The sequence below is a fragment of the Psychrobacter sp. SZ93C1 genome, from assembly GCF_015864635.1.
GTDB classification, from domain to species: Bacteria; Pseudomonadota; Gammaproteobacteria; order Pseudomonadales; family Moraxellaceae; genus Psychrobacter; species Psychrobacter fozii.
This window is the reverse complement of record NZ_JADYWY010000002.1, coordinates 142646-164029: the sequence shown is the minus strand read 5'-3', so window position 1 is coordinate 164029 and position 21384 is coordinate 142646. Positions and strand designations below refer to the sequence as shown.

General features: G+C 37.6%; 13 protein-coding genes and 1 pseudogene. 5 read left to right on the top strand and 9 right to left on the bottom strand.

What is annotated here, in order from left to right; genetic code table 11:
• Positions 1 to 200: 200 nt before the first annotated feature.
• The gene (locus I6E83_RS03585) at positions 201 to 1208 is read right to left on the bottom strand and encodes an NAD(+) kinase (RefSeq protein ID WP_181416247.1); all 1008 of its coding nucleotides are present in this window, start codon (positions 1206 to 1208) and stop codon (positions 201 to 203) included.
• A 302-nt stretch (positions 1209 to 1510) separates the two neighbouring features.
• On the opposite strand from I6E83_RS03585, the gene I6E83_RS03580 reads away from it, so the two are divergent.
• A complete protein-coding gene (locus I6E83_RS03580) occupies positions 1511 to 2233 on the top strand; it encodes a Bax inhibitor-1/YccA family membrane protein (RefSeq protein ID WP_110922643.1) in 723 nt (240 codons plus the stop codon).
• Between the two features lie 138 nt (positions 2234 to 2371).
• Here the strand turns inward: I6E83_RS03580 and I6E83_RS03575 are convergent, their stop codons facing one another.
• Positions 2372 to 3751 (bottom strand): PLP-dependent aminotransferase family protein, encoded by a 1380-nt coding sequence (locus tag I6E83_RS03575; RefSeq protein WP_197100006.1) that lies wholly within the window; start codon positions 3749 to 3751, stop codon positions 2372 to 2374.
• Positions 3752 to 4016: 265 nt separating this feature from the next.
• Here I6E83_RS03575 and I6E83_RS03570 point away from each other — a divergent pair, with 265 nt between their 5' ends.
• Positions 4017 to 5198, top strand: coding sequence for an MFS transporter (locus I6E83_RS03570; protein ID WP_197100005.1), 1182 nt, complete (start codon positions 4017 to 4019; stop codon positions 5196 to 5198).
• A 949-nt stretch (positions 5199 to 6147) separates the two neighbouring features.
• Positions 6148 to 7338, top strand: a pseudogene (locus I6E83_RS14960) (IS3 family transposase); the annotation flags it as partial.
• Positions 7339 to 7531: 193 nt separating this feature from the next.
• Here I6E83_RS14960 and I6E83_RS03555 read toward each other — a convergent pair.
• The 5 genes from I6E83_RS03555 to I6E83_RS03535 all read right to left on the bottom strand — a co-directional run bounded on the left by I6E83_RS03555 (position 7532) and on the right by I6E83_RS03535 (position 15178).
• A complete protein-coding gene (locus I6E83_RS03555; protein WP_197100004.1) occupies positions 7532 to 8086 on the bottom strand; it encodes a hypothetical protein in 555 nt (184 codons plus the stop codon).
• An 18-nt stretch (positions 8087 to 8104) separates the two neighbouring features.
• A complete protein-coding gene (locus tag I6E83_RS03550) occupies positions 8105 to 11167 on the bottom strand; it encodes a tyrosine-type recombinase/integrase (RefSeq protein WP_197100003.1) in 3063 nt (1020 codons plus the stop codon).
• On the bottom strand, positions 11164 to 13662 hold the full coding sequence (locus tag I6E83_RS03545) for a hypothetical protein (protein ID WP_197100002.1): 2499 nt from the start codon (positions 13660 to 13662) through the stop codon (positions 11164 to 11166). Before I6E83_RS03545 ends, I6E83_RS03550 begins: the two co-directional genes overlap by 4 nt.
• 131 nt (positions 13663 to 13793) lie before the next feature.
• On the bottom strand, positions 13794 to 14960 hold the full coding sequence (locus I6E83_RS03540; protein ID WP_197100001.1) for a site-specific integrase: 1167 nt from the start codon (positions 14958 to 14960) through the stop codon (positions 13794 to 13796).
• 2 nt (positions 14961 to 14962) lie between these two features.
• A complete protein-coding gene (locus I6E83_RS03535; protein ID WP_021813684.1) occupies positions 14963 to 15178 on the bottom strand; it encodes a hypothetical protein in 216 nt (71 codons plus the stop codon).
• 124 nt (positions 15179 to 15302) lie between these two features.
• Between I6E83_RS03535 and I6E83_RS03530 the strand changes: the two genes are divergently transcribed.
• Both I6E83_RS03530 and I6E83_RS03525 read left to right on the top strand, forming a co-directional pair.
• The gene (locus I6E83_RS03530) at positions 15303 to 15524 is read left to right on the top strand and encodes a helix-turn-helix transcriptional regulator (protein WP_320158378.1); all 222 of its coding nucleotides are present in this window, start codon (positions 15303 to 15305) and stop codon (positions 15522 to 15524) included.
• Between the two features lie 227 nt (positions 15525 to 15751).
• On the top strand, positions 15752 to 16030 hold the full coding sequence (locus I6E83_RS03525) for a hypothetical protein (protein WP_197100000.1): 279 nt from the start codon (positions 15752 to 15754) through the stop codon (positions 16028 to 16030).
• A gap of 796 nt (positions 16031 to 16826) precedes the next feature.
• Here I6E83_RS03525 and I6E83_RS03520 read toward each other — a convergent pair.
• Together I6E83_RS03520 and I6E83_RS03515 are read right to left on the bottom strand one after the other, a co-directional pair.
• The gene (locus tag I6E83_RS03520; RefSeq protein WP_227680797.1) at positions 16827 to 19664 is read right to left on the bottom strand and encodes a DEAD/DEAH box helicase; all 2838 of its coding nucleotides are present in this window, start codon (positions 19662 to 19664) and stop codon (positions 16827 to 16829) included.
• Between the two features lie 9 nt (positions 19665 to 19673).
• Complete coding sequence (locus I6E83_RS03515; protein WP_197099999.1) at positions 19674 to 21167, bottom strand: hypothetical protein; 1494 nt, start codon at positions 21165 to 21167, stop codon at positions 19674 to 19676.
• Between the last annotated feature and the right edge of the window lie 217 nt (positions 21168 to 21384).

Sequence of the window (21384 nt, the reverse complement as noted above, 5' to 3'; positions counted from 1 at the left end):
TTTACAAAGCAGTATGGAGCAGTTTTAGCATCAGCTCGTAGAGACAGGGCTCTTTTTCGCCATTTCATTATTAAAAATAGACGCTTAGAATAACTAAACTTACTATTTTTAACGTCGAACTGTCTAAAAAATAGTCTCTGTCAGTGCCATGGTTGAATGTTCAACAAGCCCTAGATAACGTTTTTATATAACAGATGCACTTATTCGTCATCGTCCATAATATCATCATCGACATCCAGACTGAATTCTTCAGCATGGACGTTCCAGTGCAACTTTGTACGACAAGCTTCATAGAAATCAAACCCTGGTGGATGCAACAGTGTTAACTTATCAGGGTGCTTGCGAATATAGAGCCGCTGCTCTTGCTCAAGTGGCACACTCGGCTTACCGTCTGCACTGACCATCGGCTGAGTTCGATTATCTTCGTGAATACGAATACACACCTCACTATTACCACTCACCACAATAGGCCTGCTAGATAGCGTATGTGGATGCATAGGTACTAGACAGATGGCATCCATACTTGGATGAATGATAGGGCCACCACCTGACAGTGCGTAAGCGGTAGACCCAGTCGGTGTCGCCGCTATCAAACCATCGCTATGCTGTCTATAAACATCATGCTCGTCAATTTTCATCTGAAAATCAATCATGTGTACTGATTTTCCAGCATGTAATACGATGTCGTTGAGCGCCATGTCTTCGTGGATAATCTTACGACCTTCTCGTATCTCCATAGTCAACAGGAACCGATGATCTAGCTGGTAATCACCCATCAAGACTTGGCGTAGCTTAAATGCGGCCTCATCAGGCTTTACATCTGCTAAAAACCCAAGCCGACCACGGTTAACGCCCAGCACAGGAACACGGTAACGTGCTAAAGCTTCGGCGGCATGCAATATCGACCCATCACCACCAACAACGATGACCAAATCGCAAATTTCACCGATGAGACTGCGCTTAACGATTTTAACTTTTTCAATCTCAGTGAGATTCAATGTTGGTAAGTTGGCCGTCTTCACATCCATAATCAATGTGAGATTCATATCATTGATCGTTTGGGCAATCTGCACGAGGCTTTGAGTGACACTACGCTTGCCTGCACGGCCCATCAATCCGATACGCCTAAAAGCAGGGTTTTTGATAGCGTGAAACAGCTCTGACTCATGTAAGTGTGGCAATCTGGCTGACTGCGCTGAGTTTTCCATAAAACGGCTCGGTATAACGGTAAAATACTAGGTAATGATAGCGATAAATGAGCGCTTAGACTAGCATGTTTATGAATTATCGTTGTTAACTGTCGTAATCGACCCCATATAAAAGCCATCATACGTTACTTTTAAACGTGTTTATTTAGCTATATAGCATCACATTATTATAATTCAATAAGCAACTACAGAATGTCGTCAGGCCTTTATGGCCGTCACGCAAACACAGTTGACAATAATGGCGGATTTGCTAAAGTAGCTGTTATCTAACTCATTTACATTTTATTATTAGGGACATATATATGGCCAATCCTATTGTCAGTCGCGCAGAACTTGCGATCGGCGGGAATCCAATGACGGTCAAAGGTGTTATCCAAAAGACCAGTCTATTACTTGGGCTATCAGCGATCACTGGTGTGGGCTTTTTCTTTTATGCACTGATGGCAGGTCTATCGCAGGGGTTTATCACGATGGCAGCTTTTGGTAGCATGATTGCTGCATTCGTTCTGGCTCTTTTCATCACTTTTAAGCCACAAAAAGCCAAGACTTTGGCTGTACCTTATGCACTACTAGAAGGTATATTTTTAGGCGGTATTTCACTGTTCTTTATGAGAATGTACCCAAGCGTACCAGTGACTGCCATGTGTGCAACTTTTGTCACCGCAGCCGTTATGCTAGGTCTATATCGTTCGGGTCTGGTGAAAGTGACTCAAAAGTTCCGTTCGATCGTGACCTCAGCCGTCATCGCCATCATGCTGGTATATGTAGCACAGTGGGTATTATCTTTAGCATTCGGCTCAAGCCTACCTTTCTTGTTTGAAGGCGGCGTGATCGCTATTGGCTTTAGCTTATTCGTCATTGTTATTGCTTCTTTCACACTTTTATTAGATTTTGATAATATCGACCGCGGTGTGGCAATGGGCATCTCTGAAGACTACGAGTGGCTATTCAGTATCGGCATACTTGCTACACTAGTGTGGATGTACATTGAATTTATGCGTTTATTAAGCTATCTACAAGATTAGTATAAATAGACTGTCTGACAGTAAGCTAAAACAAAAAACCGTCTTTTATTGAAGGCGGTTTTTTTGTGGGTAAACCATTCATCAATTTTCACGACTTCATTTGTAAACCTACCAATCACCCTATAAAAAACTAACCATCTAAGTCATCGATTGAGCCAATACCTCAAATATTTTTGAATGACTCATCTGCGCCACATTGAAGCGCATAAAGTTTTCAGCATTGTCCGATTGACTAAAAACATTGCCCGGCGCTAATACTACACCCTGTGATAAACAGCGATTGGCCAATTCGGTCGCATTGTTATTTTCAGGTAATCGGCACCACAGGAACATGCCTGCTTGTGGGAGCAGCCACGGTACGATGCCAAGTTTGGCCAATCGTGCTAACGCATGCGTACGCGCGCTTGCCAGCCGAGTATGGATATCATTCATATGCTTACGGTAGCCGCTATCCGTCAACGCTGAGAACACAACAGCTGCCGCCAACTGACTACCACCAAAGCCAGTGGCTATCTTTAAATCTACCAAACTCTCGACCCATTCCATAGGCGCTGCAATATAACCACAGCGTAGAGATGCAGATAACGTTTTAGAAAAACTGCCGATATAGAATACTCGTGATAAACCATCCAAAGCTGCCAATCTGGCTGCAGGCTTGACTTCAAAATCTGCAAAAATATCGTCTTCGATAATGTACAAACCTGCCGCTTGGGCCAATTGTAATACACGGTATGCCGTAGCCGGTGATAATGTTGCACCAGTAGGATTGTGAATGGCAGCATTGGTGATATACAAGCGCGGCTTATGCTCATCTAGAATCGCTGCAAAGGCCTCTACATCTGGCCCATTTGGCGTATAAGGCACACCAACCACTTTGACTCGATGGGCAAGTAGCTGTGCTCGAAAGTTAAAATAACAAGGATCATCGACGACAACCGTATCACCCGGTGTCAGCAAAAATCGAAAAATCAAATCTATCGCTTGAGTGCCCGAATCCGTCAATATGACCTGTGACGGTTCTGCATTAATACTCAATCCTGCCATACGCCGTGTGAGTAGTTGACGCAATGCTAACAGTCCTAGCGGCGTTGCATATTCACTGATAATAGACGCGTCAGCCTTTGCCACATTTCGCAGACCACGGCGTATACCTGCCTCAAACAGCCAATCCGCTGGCAACCAGCCGCAGCCTGGCTTTAGCGCACCATCGGGTGGCTCAAGCGACTGCCGTGATACCCATAATGGATCTACCACTCGATCAATTTTTGGCGCTATATCTGTTAACGATAGCGGCGCTGTCGTCTCTGACACATAGAACCCTGCACCAGGACGAGAGTAGATAACTCCCTCTATTTGTAGGCGCTCGTAGGCTTCAACCACGGTAGATGGTGAAAATCCATAGCTTTTAGCGGCTGCCCGTACAGACGGTAGTCGCGACTCTGGCATGTAGATAACGGTCGCTATTTTCTCTTTTACGTCAGCCATGACAATTTCGATGCGTGTGAATTTATTATTCATATTTTTTACTGTTTTTGATAGGTCAGCTTCTATGGATGTCTTGTCTCAAAATTGTAGATGGGACAATATATTGATTTGATTTTCGAACTGTATGGGTTCTATAGACCAAACAGTTCTGTCTGATTGTACTGGATTGTATATAGATAACCTACTGCGCTTTTGTTTTAATCATTGAACGTAAACGATGTAGAGGTAGGTGTGATTCTATTGTGAATCGTACTAACCCCAGCCAATTCAATGATCATTCTTCAAAAAGCAGCGATATATGACCACTAAAAAATATAATAAATATCTGGCCTTTGCCTTATGTGTGATAACGACAAGCGTCAATATCCAAGGGCCGCTTTATGCTGTTTACGCACACAATGATGGCTATGGCGTACTAGCAACTACGATAGCGTTTTCCTTTTATGTATTAGGCGTCATACCTGTATTGTTGGCTTTTGGCGGATTGTCTGATCGGATTGGACGGCGCAAGACTATTTTAATAGCTTTAGCGTTATCAATAACAGCGACGGCTCTCATGTTGTTTTATCCTTACACACGAGCGTTAGCAGTAGCACGATTCATACTGGGTGTGGGAACGGCGCTGATGGCTGCTACGGCGACTGCTTATATGATTGAGCTGCTTGGCTCATCAGATACGATGCGTGCGACAGCGTGGGTGACGGCCAGTACGACGATAGGTTTTGGTCTTGGTCCTGTATTGACGACAGTTTCTTTGATGTTTTATGAAACCGATCAGCCAGCCAGTTTTTTCTTACTGCTAGCGAGCGGGATATTCGCTATGTTTTTGTTATATCAATTACCAGAGACAGCACCTAAACGGACTAATTTGCCCACATCTATGCTACGGCTACCTTATTTTAATCGTGAAATCATTTGGTATGGCAGCGGTATTTTGATTTGTTGGGCGACGACCGGATTGGTGTTGTCCATTATCCCATCAGTACTGGCCACGCATGGACTCGCTAAGTATGCAGGGATATCCTCTATGTTAGCCATCAGTTGCGGATTGATCGTTCAACCAATCGCCCGAAAACTTGACCCTCAAGTTTCAAGCAAGCTTGGTCTTTTGATCTTACTACCGGCTTATGCTTTATTGGCTTGGGGAACTTTGAACGCCAACCTTCCAGTGATTCTTTTGGCCGCTTTTTTAGCTAGCAGTAGTTGTTATGGCTTTGTCTATTTAGGAGGTATGCTAGGAGTCGCACGCTCTGCTGGCAATGAGCAAGCACGTGCGAGTGCAGGCTATTTTCTAATGGCATATATAGGGCTTAGTGTGCCTGTCATCTTTACTGGTTTGATTGTGGATCGGTATGGTGCTGCTACTGCATTCTACGCCTTTGGTGTGTTTTCATTAGTTGGTGTGATTGTCTTGTTTGCCAGCCAGCCTATGTTGAAAGTTAGGCGTCATTCAACCTTAGAAATGAGAAAGATTATCTGATCAAACCTTAAGTAGAAATAAAAGAAGTAATATTTTTCTTCGACCAATCGTAAAATGCGATACACGATAAAGTAAAAAATAGAATAGGTAGGCACAGGATAAGGACATAAATGTTTTAGATAGTCTGTTCTTCTCTTCTCTATTCGAAAGTCTAGCCAAACACCAATCTGAGTTTTATGTAATATCACAGACACAAAAAAACCTCAAACAATCTAATTGTTTGAGGCGAAACTTGCTTAAACTCGAAAGTCTAAATTCGTTTTAAATATGGCGCAGCGGACGGGACTCGAACCCGCGACCCCCGGCGTGACAGGCTAGACCCACCAGATTTCATTAAATGACTTTAATGCATATTAAGATATGAATCCTTATATAGCAACGGTTCTATCCAATATTTAGATACGACGTTTAGCATAATTTAATACAGTTTACGCTAACCAATAACCTTATTTTGGTCACCTGATAAGTATAAATAATATACTTATTTCAAGAAAAATAAGTATATTATTTATACTTGATAGTTTTTCTCAATGCTACTTTTTACCATAAGGGTTTCCATTTTCGTAACTCATAAAAACCATGAACGGTGATTTTTCCATCTACTTATTTCCACTTTGATATGGAATTTTATGTAACTATGGATACTCACCTTTACAGCAAATGTAAGATCATAGCGATGCTCAGGCGTTAAGTTAGTTAAGACTATATTAGGTCAAATAGGGGTATTGGTGATACCTACTCGCTTTCTTGCAGCGATATCTTAAGCGTCATTGATTGCATAGTAGATTTATACACCAGCTTTTCAGATAGCGCTTGTTAGGTCATCTAAAGCAGTTTAACTTTCAAGTGATTCAAAACACTCTATTTTCTTTAGTCGTCTTTAATGAGCTATGCTGAAGAAACCGTACAAATAAACTTGGTAAACTAAGCGTATTAATCGGAGTTTATTATGGTCAAGAAAATTAGAACCTATAGTGAAGAATTCGAATCCGAAGCTGTCAAGAAAATATCAGATAATAACGGCAATATTTCAGCGACTGCAAAGCAGCTTGGCATAGCCATGCAGACCTTATCTAATTGGAATAATAAAGCCACTCAAGGCAAACTTGCAGGAATAGCTCAATATGATCCTGATCTTATGACGGCTCTTCAGGAAATAAAGCAGCTCAAACGACAGCTTAAAATAGCTGCAGAGGAACGAGAGATATTAAATGAGGAGGGATAAAGCGAAGCACTGCTTCGCCCCGACGCAAGATGAGAGCTATGCTCGAATGAGGAGACGGCGTACTTTGTCAATGAGGAACGTTAAGAAACAGTCTGGGAGACTGTTTTAGTGACGCAAGACGTAGGGCTATGCACGCAGTGACAGTTAGTCATGTACGCCTTTATCAAAGATAACCAGTACTTCTTTATCATTACCACTATGTGCCGCGTGCTAAGTGTTAAGCCATCAAGTTATACGACTGGCTGAGTCGTGATATCAGTGACCAACAGATACACCGTAATCAGTCTGAGCTACTGGTTAGGGCCGCTCACAGTGAAACTCGTGAGCGCTATGATATTGAGCGACTGTATGCAAAGCTCATAGAGCAAGGCCATGACACTAGCTTGTACATGGTCAGACGTATCAAAGAAGAACATGGCATCAAATGCCGTCGCCACAAACGCTTTCAAAGTCACTACAGACTCAAACCATAATAAAATGGTTTATCCAAACGTGTTGGATCAGCAGTTTGATGCTAAGCGTCCTAATGAGTCTTGGGTCAGTGACATCACCTATATCTGGACAAATGAGGGTTGGCTGTACTTAGCAGGGGTTAAAGAATTATACACTAAAGAGCTGGTTGGCTATGCCATTAACAAACGTATGACCGCTGATCTAGTATGCCGTGCACTCAATATGGCAATCAGGAACAAACGACCTACTAAAGGGCTGATAGTCCACTCTGACAGAGGCAGTCAGTACTGTAGCCATGCCTACCACAAGATTATCAAACAGCATCAGTTTACAGGCTCGATGAGTGGTAAGGGCAACTGCATTTGATAATGTTCCGATAGAAAGCTTCTGGGGCGTGTTGAAGAATGAGCTGGTATATCACCAAGACTATAAACAAGGTTTGTAGCGATCAGCGATATCATTCATCAACCGGATTTCCAAATACTGACATTAATAGCCAAGACGCTAAATGTACCGCCTGCGTATTTTTTTGCTGATGATGCGTTGGCAGCTCATATACTTGAGTGGCAGTAAGAAAAGCGGCTCTTAGCTTCTGCAAGATTACTCAAAAAATACCCGGCATCGTTGAGGCGTATTAGCAAATAGAGTTAGTGAATTACTTAAGTTGCTTACTTATCGTATCTCGCTTTATGTCTAGTAACTTTGCATAGTCAATTTGACGTAGGTAGTTATTATTTCCTTTGAATAGTTTGTTCCAAACTTCACTTTTATACTTCTTAGTTAGTTTTCTTAACTCAGGCTCCATAAAGCCAGGCTTTTTAAGTGACAAAAGAGAGATAGCTCTGATGAAGTCAAGATAAATAAAAGCTATAATATCTTGCTCAAATTCAGCTTTACTACCTCTCTTTGACTGACTATAACTATGAAATAAAGAATTATCAGAATTGATATTGTGAATATCAAATATAAGGTTGAAACAGCCTCCAATAATTTGATACTCATTAGTTCCTGAACCCTGACTAATCAGTGAAATATTATGTATAGGAATGTCTTTCTCACAATTGAACATAGACATCATAGAAGCTAGAAAGTCCTGTTGCTCACCGAGCACATATGCTTCTACGATCAATTTATGTAACTGCTTAGCTAAAGGATGAAGTTTTATTACTGTCTTGCTATTAGGAATTATTGTTTTAGAAGCTAGATTCATTGTTATATTCCTATCTTGTTAATTTGTGCTATCTGTCATACGTTCACCTATCATGATAAATACGTAATGACAAAATACTTGTAAAGTTCTCACTGTCCATCCTTTAATATGTGATCCAGACTCCTCTCTGTTTTTGAGCCTTGTTTCTTCGGTTTGGCTAGCTAGTGACAGCTCAATGCGGATTTTCTTTTGATAAACTGGATCTTTTGTTTCATTCGTTTGCACAATATCCAGCTGAGACGGTAAAAATCTTTTCATTATAAGGCGCCAATTTTTTAAGTCTGTAGCATTAACTTGTTGATAGTTATAAACCTTTAAACGAACATTCTTTTTGAATACTAGTCTGTTTAGCACTTTCAGATAGTTATCTAACACTTGAAAATCGTTAAAATGAATATGGTTTTTATAGTATTGAGAGTTCGTTAAAGTATGTAGTACGAATTGGTGCATTGTATCTTTGTTATCTTTATATAAAGCTCTGAATTTATTGGTCATTTTCTTCATCAAGGCTCTGTCATCAACGAACCTATCTAGAGTTGGTAATAAATCAGAATGGCTTCTGGGTGCAAATAATCTTGGTCTACCATGAATGGTTTGAAACATGGGGTTAGTTTTAAGCTGGCTTGCATTTTTGAGCCATCTATCGAAGATGTGCTGTTCTATTTCAAAAATAGCCAATAATTCGGTATGAGTAAAATCTCTTTTTTCGATATAAGCATCTAAGACCTGGCTCACCTCATCGAATGAATATCTTTTAGGTTTGTTGGATGCTTCATCACCTAGTCTAAATAACTCAGCACTAGCTTTTGGTTTAGTTAAAGGTCTAAGCTTCATTTTTTTAACAAAATAGTCATTCAGATTAAGCGGTTGATTTTCAAACTCACTTCTTCTGCGTCTAGGAATGCCTAATAATAAACTGTGTTCAGAAGTTAACCGAAAGTCTATGTGATAAAGAAGCAACCCAATTTGAATATCAGTTAAATGGATATAAGACGAAAAAGTAGTAACAGGACTTGCGTGACCAGCAATTCCAGCTAACGCATAAATTTTTTTATACTGTATTGAGGTCTCGATATAAGTCAAAATTTCACGAGATTTTTCATCATCGTAAGGTAATAAATTTTTCAAAGCTTTCGAGCAAAAGTGGTCGAACATTGCCTCCGTATAGTCTGTATCGTATAAGAATGACATAAGTTGAAAGTTAGTTAAACAGCTGTGCCTCAAGTGATGTGTAGTAAGATAAGGTATCCCAGTAGACGTTTTAATTAAACTGGTTAAAATACGAGATAGATCACCAGCATGATAAGCTGTACCTGCTTGACTGGCTATTAGGGTATCACCGGTGCTTTGATTACGTCTTAGTAAGACTCTTTTAAGTAATATCATGTCAGAGACTGTCAAAAGGTGACTTAGTAGCACTCGCCGTAATGCAGAGCTACTTTTATTGTTTCCATATTCGTTATCGCGAACTTCCAAATAGGAAGAAGTTACAGCAACATCTTTTAGTTTTATCTTTACTATTTCACCTATCCTAAGTCCACAGCGTTGACCCAAAATCAAAGCAAGCTGTATGGCCTCAGTCTCATCTTTAGACACTTTAAGGGCTTGAACGTTATTTAAAATAGCTTGAAACATTGTTTCTGATAAATAACCTGTTTTGTGATGCGCTCTCGCTGTAGAAGATAGTAGAGCGATAGGCTCAACATTATGGTTATTCACCAAATAACAGTGTATACCATCAATATAGTAGGCAATTTTATTTTTAGCCTTTTCAGATCTTCCAAGCTCAATCAGCTCAATATAAAGTGTATGAAAATCCTCTGCACTGTAACTCTCGAGATTAAGACCTTCAGTCACCATCAACCAACGATAGGTGATAATATTGCTATAAGCCTGAATGCTACTGACTTGATGGCCATCTGTTTTAGATAATAACCATCCTATAATGGCTAATTCGTTTAATGGCGCCTTGTTTAATAGTAGACTGTCATAAAGTTCTTGGAGCTGATCTGTAAACTTGGCCTTCGACAGTTTATGGTTATTCGTTGTTTTAAATAGACTAGAAATTTTTGTAGCCGTGAAATAATTAATTCTTCGAGGTTTAACTACCTCATCACTTGCTAGCATTGGTTTCACATCTTGTTCTGTCTCACTAGAGTGGTAAATATCATAAACAATTGATTGCCAGTTATCTTGCTGTAAGCTGTAAGCTAAATCTTCACCGATAAGCAGATACCATGTATGTTCCGGTAAATCTAAGTTAAGGTAATCCTCTGACACATATATAGATCCCTTTAAGAATCTGTTTAAACTCATATCTAATGAATCAGACTTACCTAATTGCTTCATTCGTAAGCTTGCATACAAACTCTGTATTTTGAAACTGTCTATTTTTTCATTACTATCCTGTTGCTGAGAATATAGGTCAATCAATCTTGCTGTTAGCGGTGATAGAAAGACTTGAGTTTGATGCACCGGCTGCGAATTAATAATAGTATTCGTATCATAAGTTTTGTCATCAACAATGATGTTCGTCACAGGTAGCTCAAAGATAACTTCCAATTTTAATGTATTATCCAAAACTCTAGCTAAAATAGACTGCAATACAGGAGCTTTTAATACTGTACTGTGGAAAATTAGCGACAGCATTAAATCCTCTAAGACTAATTTTTGTTTTTTATTAGCTAGGCTTGTCATCCATGTGATATAAAAACTAAGTATTCTTTGTCCATCAGCAAACCAAGATTCAGTACGAAAGCTTTTTGGTCGGTCAGAAACGACGATATGCTTTGGGAATCCTACATTGATCTCTTTATCTTCAATGTAATCCTGACAATAGCGTATGGCTTCATGATACCCATGAACGTAGGTATGATAATTGCGAAAATTTTTCTCTTTTCTTAATTCATTATCAAATTTTTGCCACATTATGTTGAATGCAATTTGAATATTGTCTGATTGCATAATGAAACTAAAGTCTATGTGCTTTTTGACTAAACGCCGAGCCCTCTTGATATTTCTTTCTAAATTGACTTCTCTTTTATTTTCTCGTTGCTCAATACCGGAGATACGTTTAGTCATATTTTTTCCTCCAGTTTTATCACTTTAAATCCAATATTTTCGAGTACATCGTTTAAGTAGCTAGCGAACCGCTTGATTTCCTTTCTCTTAAGACCGCTATATTTATTGTAAAAATCAAAACCTAATGAATCTGCATGCCCCATCCAAGCACCAATGAGGTCATACCCAAAACCTTTATTTAGAGACGTTTTATTAGTGGAATATAATCCATCTTCAATATCTTTAAGAGAGCGAATAAAGTGTCTGTGCCAATTCAGAGGTAAATTGATATACGTAGATAAACGTTCATAAATATAGCTTTTAGTAAGTTTCACTTCATTGATAGCATCAGTATCGTTGTCGAAATCTAGATAAGTAATCAACCCTATATTACTCTCAAGAATTTTAGAATAAATATCGCCAAGAGGATTATCTAGTCGAGTTAAAATCCCTGCATTTTTTTGCAAATATTGCACGTATATCTTAATCTGTTCATTTGCTATATCTGGCAAATAAACAAGCCGCCCTCGGGTGTCTTGATGGTTTTCCTTATCGCTAATAAAAAAAGTTTTGGTTCTAGTATCAATGTGACTAAGCCTACCGAATGGTTCACGGACAGGTCTATAACCACTAGAGACTGAGAGCATAATATATAAGTAATCGATGAACGTATTATGTAGCTCAACTATCGATTTGGGACTCCTTAAACTTCTACTTTCAATACTTTCCTGTAGCTCATTTTGTATTTTGGACACGACATATTCTAAACCAGCCTCTTTGATCGCCAAGACGCTGCCCATCTGTTTATCCCAATATGCCGTAGCTTTTTCTTCTAATAATTTAAAAAATTGATGAGCATAATCGCTCAATAAATTATGCTCATCAAGCATGTTTGATAAATGCTCAATAAAATCGGACTGACAGCGAAATAAGTCATGTTGACTAACATTAAAGTACGGAAGCGATGATTGATGATTGATAGGCTTACTAGTTAAAACCTCAATTAATGCAATATCTCGGCCCTCTTGAATTAGAAAATAGGGAAGATAGTTTTTAATTTTGTTTATTGTTAACCTTGTCTTGTTTTGCTTATTAATAATTTTAAGCTGATCATTTGCACGCTGCAAAATCTGTTCAAAGTTCTCTGAACTCATATCATTTGCAATACAATAGTGCAATTTTCCGATAATTTCTGGAAAGAAGAGTTGAAGGCTGTCTCTGTTATCAGCACATAACTCAACATTCCAATCATTATTAATTTTGCTACGAATAGGTGCAAATTCTAAACGGTACTGATAAGATTGATAGCTCAACTTAAGATTTTCAAAGATGAATACTTCTGGTATTCCGGTCAATAACAGCATCAGTAAATACAGTGATGCCTGGTGATCAAGATTATATTTAATGCTAATATCGTTCATCTCATGAAAGTCTTTTAGTTTTGCTAGGTTTAGCTTCAACAGTGACGTCAGCAGGTTGTTGACTAAAATTTTTATGTCATCTGGATGCGCATTGTTTACATCCGTTGCTTGACTTAAGCTACGTTGGTGCCGACAGTTTACTTGTTGTTCTGCTCTGACTTTATCTAAATAGTAGCTAGTAGGATGAGCAATTAAAACCTGCTCAAATGCTTGCTCCTCATCGTCTTGACGTTCCTCTACTTCAAAAGCGCTATCTTCATTGGCAATCTCAGTCACTAAAACCAAGTCAGTCACTAAGTTTCCGGTGGTCTCATCTACATATTCTGAAACATCAACAAGTTTTTCAGCCTGTCTCGTATTACGTGTAATACCAGATTCGCTTTTGAAATAGTTTTCAATAGGTAAGACAAACTCGTAGATATAATCAGCTAGTTTCTTATTTACATGACTTTGCTGTGTTAATTCGTTTTCTACACTGTCAATGGTGTTGGATTTTTTAATTAGATCCTTTAAAGATTCGGGATGTATTTCTTTCCATCTATTATAGTTATCGTTATTCTGTACTTGCTCAAGTACCTGCTGTAATTCGTCTAATCCCCCAATTTGAGAGATTTCTGGTAGAAAAGGTTCTAAGAAATTTCTAATTTTAGAGGTAAGATAGCGACATTCATTTAAAGTCGCTTTGATACGGCTATCATAGTCGGTTAACCTAACCATTCTTAAGCAAAGTAGAAAGTAAACTGAGCGATATATATTGATTTTAGGACAAGAAGTACGGCTTGCTAGAAATGCAATAACGTAGCGTTCACCAATTTCCTGCAAAAATGATTTATCTTGGATACCATTAGCGTAAACTAGACTCTTTTTAAGATCTATTAAATCTGAATTGAAATGTTGTTTTGTAAGCCAAGCAGATAGGTATCGATGCTCTTTGGTGAATTCGATCTTGTACTGTGAAGGCGTGATATCTAATAAAAAAGTAAGTTCAATAAGCAAGCTTTCGATTTCGTGCTTATGACTTAGCTCTAAAACATGTGAATTCAACCACTTTTCGATCTCAATGCTTTCTTTTGATCTACTTTCTGTGACAATCATTTGTACGCATCCATCCATCAATTAATGTTCTATTGACTCTACCTCCAGTACTCAAATGCTTCCACGATTAACATAAAAAAAAGACATCTATTTTAGATGCCTTTGTGTAATTATAAGTCTTTTTCACGAATTTATATTATGTTTAGTTTTTCCAATAACTTGTCCAGCGCACTTCCATCTTGACGAGTGAGGTTTGGTACATAGCGAGAATACACTGTGAATAGCATTTTTGTATTGCTGTGACCCATTTGTGCAGCAATCCACTCAGGTGACTCACCAGCAGCAAGCCAAAGCGTCGCAGCAGTATGCCGACTTTGGTAAGGATTACGTTTATTAAGCTCTAAATATCGTAGTAACGGATACCAAATACGTTTTGTCACATTACGATGATTTAAAGGAGTACCCGCTTTTGTGCAGAAAACAAACTCACTTCGATGTTTAGTTAGTACCTGCTGCTCAATCAACGCATCATAAACCAGCTGATTCATCCGGATAATACGATTTGAACCAGTAGTTTTGGTTTCACCTATAACGCCATTTACTATTGCCTGATCAACGATGATTTGTCGGCGTGCAAAATCTATATTTTTCCACGGCAAACCATCAATCTCACCTGTACGCATACCTGTAAAGAAACGTACGATATAGTAAGGCTTATAATCTGCTCTAACGTTATTAATAATAAGCATGACTTCATCCAAAGTAAAAGGACTAACATTGCTTTTAGGCTCACTGAGTGGTTTGATATTCTTCCAAGGGCTCTCAAAATCAAAACGCTCAGATGCTTCGGTAAGCACCATACGTAATGGCGTCATAATATGATTAATGCGAGACGCTGATAAAGATCGTCCGTTATTTCCTTCTTTAACTAACTTACCTCGAAAAGCCATTATTTTAGCTTTACTAATGTTATTCAGCGGCATATTATCAAAATGAGGAATTAGATAAATTCTAAATATATCCTTTACATTACTTATCTGAGAGTCACGCCATTCTGGCTTTTTCTCTTCCAACCAAACTTTGCTAAAGCTATCAAAGCCTGAGCTTGAATCCTTATGACCATTTGTTAACTTCATTAGCTCTAAGCTTTGAAACTGCTCAAGCTTTTTACTGTGCGGAAAATAGTTTTCATATCGAAAACTACCTAATTGAATGTCAGCTTCCATTTTACTAACGAAGTTTTCTAGACGCTTTCGATTAGGCTTAGTGTCTGCCAGTAAGGTTTGCTCTCTACAACGTTGGCCTATGTATCGAAAATCTACATATAGGTTGCCATTACGGCTATTGATACTCGCCATGATTACGCTCCCGCTGCAAATGGAATGTTATCGTCGTAGCCTGTCAGCATCAACTCTTCAATCTTTTGCCATATGAAAAGGATTTTTCTACCTCCAAATGGTTTGATGTAATGAACGCCCTCAATGAATACCGCATCCTTAAGTTGGTTGCGTATGGTCTTGCTGTCATATTTAATACGTTGTGACAGCTCTTCGGTTGTTAAATAGGTATAACTCATAGTAAAATCCTTACTAAAGATTAAAGTATTATTATCTGATAGCTTTATGACCTGCTATAGAACATAATTTACACTAAAAATAATCTTTTGCAAGACATTTTTATCTACAGAAAGTTATTTTATTATGGAGGAGGTTATGGTGAAGTGCAATTTATCTAGAATTATGGGTGAGAAAAGACTAAAGATTGCTGATGTATCTAGAGATACTGATGTCAACAGAGGCACAATCACACGCATGTATAACGAAGAAGCCACAAGAGTGGATCTAGAAGTTGTCGAGAAGCTATGTTTATATTTGGATATTGAAGTGGGCGACCTTTATGAGATAGTTAAGGAAGAACAATAAACCTTCCTCCTTTTAGAACACAAGATAATGCTGTGCTTATCAGTTATTACGCCAAATAATACGCAGCAAACTATAGTTTCTCAAATAGGTTGAATGTTCTTTTAAGTAACAAAAAGTTCTATAGAAGGTTATTTTAAGTTGCAATAGCTCAAAATGTATGTATAATTTTAACTGTAGAAAGTCATTACGACCAACAGAAAGAAATATTAATCTATAGGAGATTATACATGAACACATTTATCAAACCGCCGCATGCTTCAATTTGGCTAAGCGCTGAAGCGATATCGCTATCTACCAAACTTATGGTAAATCTGCAAATACAACAGGGTTCACAGTTAGCAAAGATGCTAGGCTTCAATCCGATATTTTATAATGATGAAGCGGTTAGGATATGGGTGCAACGAGAGCTAAATGAAGGGTTAGCGCTGAATCGTTATACATTAACGAATCTTGAGACCAAATTTTTGACCATTATGAATCACTACGATGTCCCTTATTCGTTGTGATTAACGTCAACTACTTGGTTTGGAGATAACCATGAGCTTAAAACTTATTTTTAGCCCTTATGTAGATCAGTACGACATGCAGCTATGTGAAGACTATTGGGCATACGGGCATGATGGGCGGTATGTAGAGTATATAGAAATACTCTGCAGACAATACCATATCGATTATCATATTTTGTTTGGCGTATTAGCGGAGTGTCAGGCTTACTTAGATGATGTTCACTGTGAGTACTGTGGACGGCCGTATCAACTTGATGTACCAGCGGATATACCTTATATCAGAAAACAATCATCTTGGTTCTGTGAATCATGTATTAGCTTTTCCGGTGGGCAGCTTATAGTAGGTAGGTAACAATTTAAAACCAATGAAAAGCCAATTAATCGAGAGATTCGCTGGCTTTTTCATTTTTTATGCTTAATTGATCTTTAGTAGGATAGATAAAATGTCTATTCAAAGTTATCTAATTACTTTTATGCTCTAGCACTTATAATAACCGAGTATTATCAATACGGATTAGCATATTGCCTTTTTGTGGTTAATGTCATTTAGATATCCTTATTAGTAATATTGTTTTCAATATACTTAATCTACTACGTCCGGAGATCTTTACAATGCTTAGCTAGCTGATTCACGACATATAATATCGCTTACTCATGCTTTAGCGAAATAAAACATAATTGGTGTGCTTATATCTATATCTAATTTAGTTTGACCAAAATTCACTATTTTGAAGTACATAAGTCTTCTTAATTTAGTTCCTTCATATATAACCCAACAATCATTGACCGATGATTGTTAGGTCGTAGCAACACTTATCCATCTTATATCTGAAGGCTGTAAATACCTATTGGAATTCGATGCCATAAAATCTGATAAAGTCTTATCAATTTCCGTTACAGAGTTTTTACAATAATCCTTATTTGGTAAAACCATTGCATTATCGATAGGATTTGATTTGATGAGAAAAACATCCAAAGCATTGTCTGGATTGACAACTAATCGTTCTGGTGAGCGATAGCAAATACATAATTGTTTTTTAATAATATAACCTTGAAGGTCTTGCCACTTTAAGATTGAAGTAGTGATTTCAGTAAATTTATCGGTTGTATTAGTATTAATTAAAGCTGAAAGTCCACCGAAACTGTAGCTCGTTGCCTGTTTGATGAAATACTGCATAATAAGAGATGATAAATCAAGCAGGTGCGTTGCATTACGATCATTAGCAATCGTCCTATCTGTTGTCACCTCGATAATTGATGCTTTACCAAGCAAAATTCTAAATTTATTTTGCAGTTCTTCATCAAATCGAATACGGATAGTATTTATTTCAGGATGATGGGTATGTTCAATTTTCATAATTTCTAACATACCTATTACAAAATTATGAATATGACTAGAATCAATAACTACCTCATATTTTAACTCGTCTACATTGCTACTAGCTGCATAATCCAAAAGCTCTCTTTGCTTCTCTACAGCATTTTTGGCATTATCAAGTGCATCTTGAATACGTTTATGAGTACGAGTTATACCTACCTGATTAAGTTCAGACAAAACATTTTCAACATCAATCTGATTGGATATTTCACCAAGAATTTCATCTTTAAGACCTTCGTTATACTCATTATTTTGTAGAGAAGATAAGTCGTCAACAATTTGATCAATCCTATTATACATTGAAATGATAAGCTTTTGATCTAAGCTATCAGGTTGGTATAGGTTGAATATAGCCACTCGATTTTTCTGACCATAGCGATATAAACGTCCTATTCTCTGTACTAATCTCATAGGATTCCATGGTAAATCGTAATTTATCATGATATTACAAGCACGTTGTAAGTTAATGCCTTCGCCACCTGCTTCTGTTGAAATCAGAAAAACTCCCTTCGTCTCAAAATGCTCAATAGCTTTTCTTCTCTCGTCATGACTCATTGAACCATTGATAAGACTAACCGAGTCTTCACCAAAATATTTTTCTAAATGACTCCGTAAGAACTCCTGAGTATTACGATACTCACTGAAAATGAGAATTTTATTAGAAGGGTTGTCAGATAAAATTTTATCAACAACTTCATTTTTAAAATATGCAAATTTTTGGTCATCGATAAGTAACGCTGAACTGGCACTTATTAAATTTTTAAGCAGAACAAGCTCACCGTCAAAGAATTCACGGTTAGAAGTTTGAGAAAGCTGGTATTCTTCATTTTCACCTACAAATCGCTCATCACCATCAGCTACTAAGTTATAATTATTATGCAGCTCATCTCGTCTAACTTCTATCTTAGCGACACGTTTTAGTAGAGCCTGGTGAATGGCTTGAATACTGGACGCTGCAAGCTTTCTATAGGTGGTCATGACAAACCCAATAGCTCTTGCCTGTGGATTAGCTCCCTCAGTACTCGCAGAGTAGCCTAACTTGAAATACTCTGCTAGCTGCAGCTCAAAATCAGTAAACTTTTTACTTGCAGGGACATTGATGGCATGAACGGTTTTACCTTTAAAAATAAAATTGCCTTCATGATCTGTAACATCTGCTTTATGATTTCTGAAAACCATATCTCGCATAATCTCTGGATTAAAATTCAAAGTTGCTAATTGGTCTCTTCTTTCTGGCCTTAATAGCTCTAATAAAGCAACAAATTTATCCTGTTCGCCTTGATGAGGAGTGGCACTAAGCAATATCAGTGACTTTGTTCTATTTCGGAGTTTATTGGCTAAAATAAAGCGTTCGGATGATTTTATTTGCATACCATACTGCTTGCGACTTAGCCGATGCCCTTCATCAAAAATAATTAAATCCCATGGCTCAGCTGCCAATAAGAGATCAATATGATTATCATTTTTAAGCTTGTCTATGGATCCAATGACATAATCATGTAGCTTCCACTTGCGAACTTCATCTACTTTAAAGTCTTCATCATATATTTCAAACTCTTCTAAATTGAACTTATCATACATCTCTTCTTGCCACTGTTTAACCAATCCAGCAGGAGTAACTAAAAGAACTCTTTTAGCCAAATTTCTTTGTTTCAAAGCATGTATGAGCATCCCTGTCTCAATAGTTTTTCCAAGTCCTACATCATCTGCAATTAGCCAATTTAGATTTCCTGAAGCTAATATGTGATGAACTAGGTTAATTTGGTGTGGTAGAGGGTCTATATCAAGATGAGACAGGGCTCCTGAGTTCTCATTCCAAAGTTCGATAGCATTTGCCAAAGTTCTAAGTCTTAACCGCTCTGCTTCTAAATTTGATTTACTAATATCTCCTCTAATGTATCTATCTTTAGATTCTTTAATCCATACCAAATGTTGATAAGGCATCCATATTTTTCTTTCACTGTCCTTAAAGTCCACCAAAAACTGCTCAAACCCTGCAAGCACTCTTTGTTGCACTATCAAACCTTGCCCGAGTGATTGATGACCTACATCCGGAGTCTTATCAATGACCACCATACCAGCTATAAGTCCTGAACTCACATCAGTTGCCACGCACTTAGTGATAGAATTAGTTTCACTCAACCAACGAATATTTAATTCATCAATGTTGGAGCTAATTACAGTGCCAAATCGATTTTTATTATGAGTATGTTTGACTAGGCAGCCAGCTACGGGTATTAAACTATTATTCAACATATTTACTATTCACTCTTTGGTTGTTTCTGCATTGAGCTCTTGATTTGACAATTGAATGCGCCTTTCTGTCCAATACCAGTAAGGATCACCTACTTGGGGAGCAGGTAGACCTAAACGCTCCTTGTCACAGATTAGCTGAACCTCGAATAAGTCAGCATTGTCTTGCCAAGCCTCAGGAGTAAAATCATTATTTTCGAATACATAGCTGTCACTTGCAGGTAAAAACCCCTTAATTTCAAATGCCCATAACCAGACAAAGCCAATAAATCGCCAATACTTTCTTTGTAGTATTTTTTTAGACATCCAAACCTCATAGAGTCGGTCAATAACATCTACGATTTCTTCAATGCATGGGTAGCTGTCAAATGCTCTGACTATTTTGAGGGCACTATTCCAAGACATAACATGTTGACTGTAACTATAGCTACTGCGACCTCTTTCAAATGCTATCCAATAATGATCATTTTCTTCCCAAAATATCTTTATCTCAAATAGTAGCTCAAGCTCTGTAGGAGATAAATCAAACTCCAATAAGCGCTCTAACGCAGTTTTGGTAGCGCTCCAACCATAGCGATAAAAAATATCGCTAATTAGTCCTAAATATTTTTTAGAACTCCATTCAGACAACATTATGAATTCAACTGCTTTCTGTTGAGCTCTTTTTTCTCTTGAAACGGTATTATCTTCAATACCTAAATCAACAAAGTTATCTAATTCCTCATCTTCAAAATCGTAAACATAATCATCTAAGGCTGAATAATCTTCCTCGTCAAAATTGATTTCATCCTCATCAGTCTCGGATGGGATAAAATCATCATAGCTTTCAAGGTCTTCAATATTCTCGAATCCACTAACTTCGTCAATACTTTCGATATCTATAATATTTTTAATACCTTCAGATAAATTAAAAGTGTTTTTACTGTTTTCGGATTGCTTTTCATCTGCTGGTATATTGATAACTATAAGTTCATTCAACAGCTCATTTTTGCTCTCTACTTCTGATGCTCTAGTCTCTTCATCAAGTCCATTATCTTCGTTAAAGTGCTTGGCGACTCCATCGGCTAGAAGATTAAACGGACGTATAACATCATCAAATAAATTTAGTTGTCCACTTTCAGAAGTTTTCTGTACAGTACTAAAAGATGTAGACACAATTCTAGGTTCATTAAAATTATTACTTCCTTCAGCTAGGTTAATAAAAAAGTTGTCATCTTTATCAGCGTCTATGAGCTGATAGTCAAAGTAGATATCTAAAACATCTAGAGTAATATAGTCCTTGAGAATATTGTAAAAAGACTGAGAAACAGTTTTACTGTTCAAGGTAAACAAGTACTCGTTGATAGAAATAAAGAAAGGTAGCAGCGCTGAAGTTTTATTTAATGACGCAGCAAAAATTTTTGACAAAGGTGAATTAATGTCAGTAGTCAATTTGATAAGATTATGAACTAATTCTTCTTTATTATTTGAACTATAAAATACATCGTTCAGAGTGTTTGCATTCATAGTCTTTAGCATCCTTGCTCTTTATCAATTGTTGATATTAAGTGTAATTAAATTGAATAAATTATTTAAATGTCCTGCCTTACAAGGAAGCTAAACACTTTAGTAAAGTTATGTTTACCAATATTACCTTAACAACTTCAGGATGAGAAGCGCAAAAAGACTTATCCGACACATACTGTCGTTTATTTCTAGTTCATTATAAAAATACATAATTGTT

What these genes read in the sequence shown, in the direction of transcription:
- I6E83_RS03585 (WP_181416247.1), bottom strand. Translation starts at nt 1,208, where the DNA reads ATGGAAAACTCAGCGCAGTCAGCCAGATTGCCACACTTACATGAGTCA.
- I6E83_RS03580 (WP_110922643.1), top strand. Translation starts at nt 1,511, where the DNA reads ATGGCCAATCCTATTGTCAGTCGCGCAGAACTTGCGATCGGCGGGAAT.
- I6E83_RS03575 (WP_197100006.1), bottom strand. Translation starts at nt 3,751, where the DNA reads ATGAATAATAAATTCACACGCATCGAAATTGTCATGGCTGACGTAAAA.
- I6E83_RS03570 (WP_197100005.1), top strand. Translation starts at nt 4,017, where the DNA reads ATGACCACTAAAAAATATAATAAATATCTGGCCTTTGCCTTATGTGTG.
- I6E83_RS03555 (WP_197100004.1), bottom strand. Translation starts at nt 8,086, where the DNA reads ATGAATCTAGCTTCTAAAACAATAATTCCTAATAGCAAGACAGTAATA.
- I6E83_RS03550 (WP_197100003.1), bottom strand. Translation starts at nt 11,167, where the DNA reads ATGACTAAACGTATCTCCGGTATTGAGCAACGAGAAAATAAAAGAGAA.
- I6E83_RS03545 (WP_197100002.1), bottom strand. Translation starts at nt 13,662, where the DNA reads ATGATTGTCACAGAAAGTAGATCAAAAGAAAGCATTGAGATCGAAAAG.
- I6E83_RS03540 (WP_197100001.1), bottom strand. Translation starts at nt 14,960, where the DNA reads ATGGCGAGTATCAATAGCCGTAATGGCAACCTATATGTAGATTTTCGA.
- I6E83_RS03535 (WP_021813684.1), bottom strand. Translation starts at nt 15,178, where the DNA reads ATGAGTTATACCTATTTAACAACCGAAGAGCTGTCACAACGTATTAAA.
- I6E83_RS03530 (WP_320158378.1), top strand. Translation starts at nt 15,303, where the DNA reads ATGGAGGAGGTTATGGTGAAGTGCAATTTATCTAGAATTATGGGTGAG.
- I6E83_RS03525 (WP_197100000.1), top strand. Translation starts at nt 15,752, where the DNA reads ATGAACACATTTATCAAACCGCCGCATGCTTCAATTTGGCTAAGCGCT.
- I6E83_RS03520 (WP_227680797.1), bottom strand. Translation starts at nt 19,664, where the DNA reads ATGTTGAATAATAGTTTAATACCCGTAGCTGGCTGCCTAGTCAAACAT.
- I6E83_RS03515 (WP_197099999.1), bottom strand. Translation starts at nt 21,167, where the DNA reads ATGAATGCAAACACTCTGAACGATGTATTTTATAGTTCAAATAATAAA.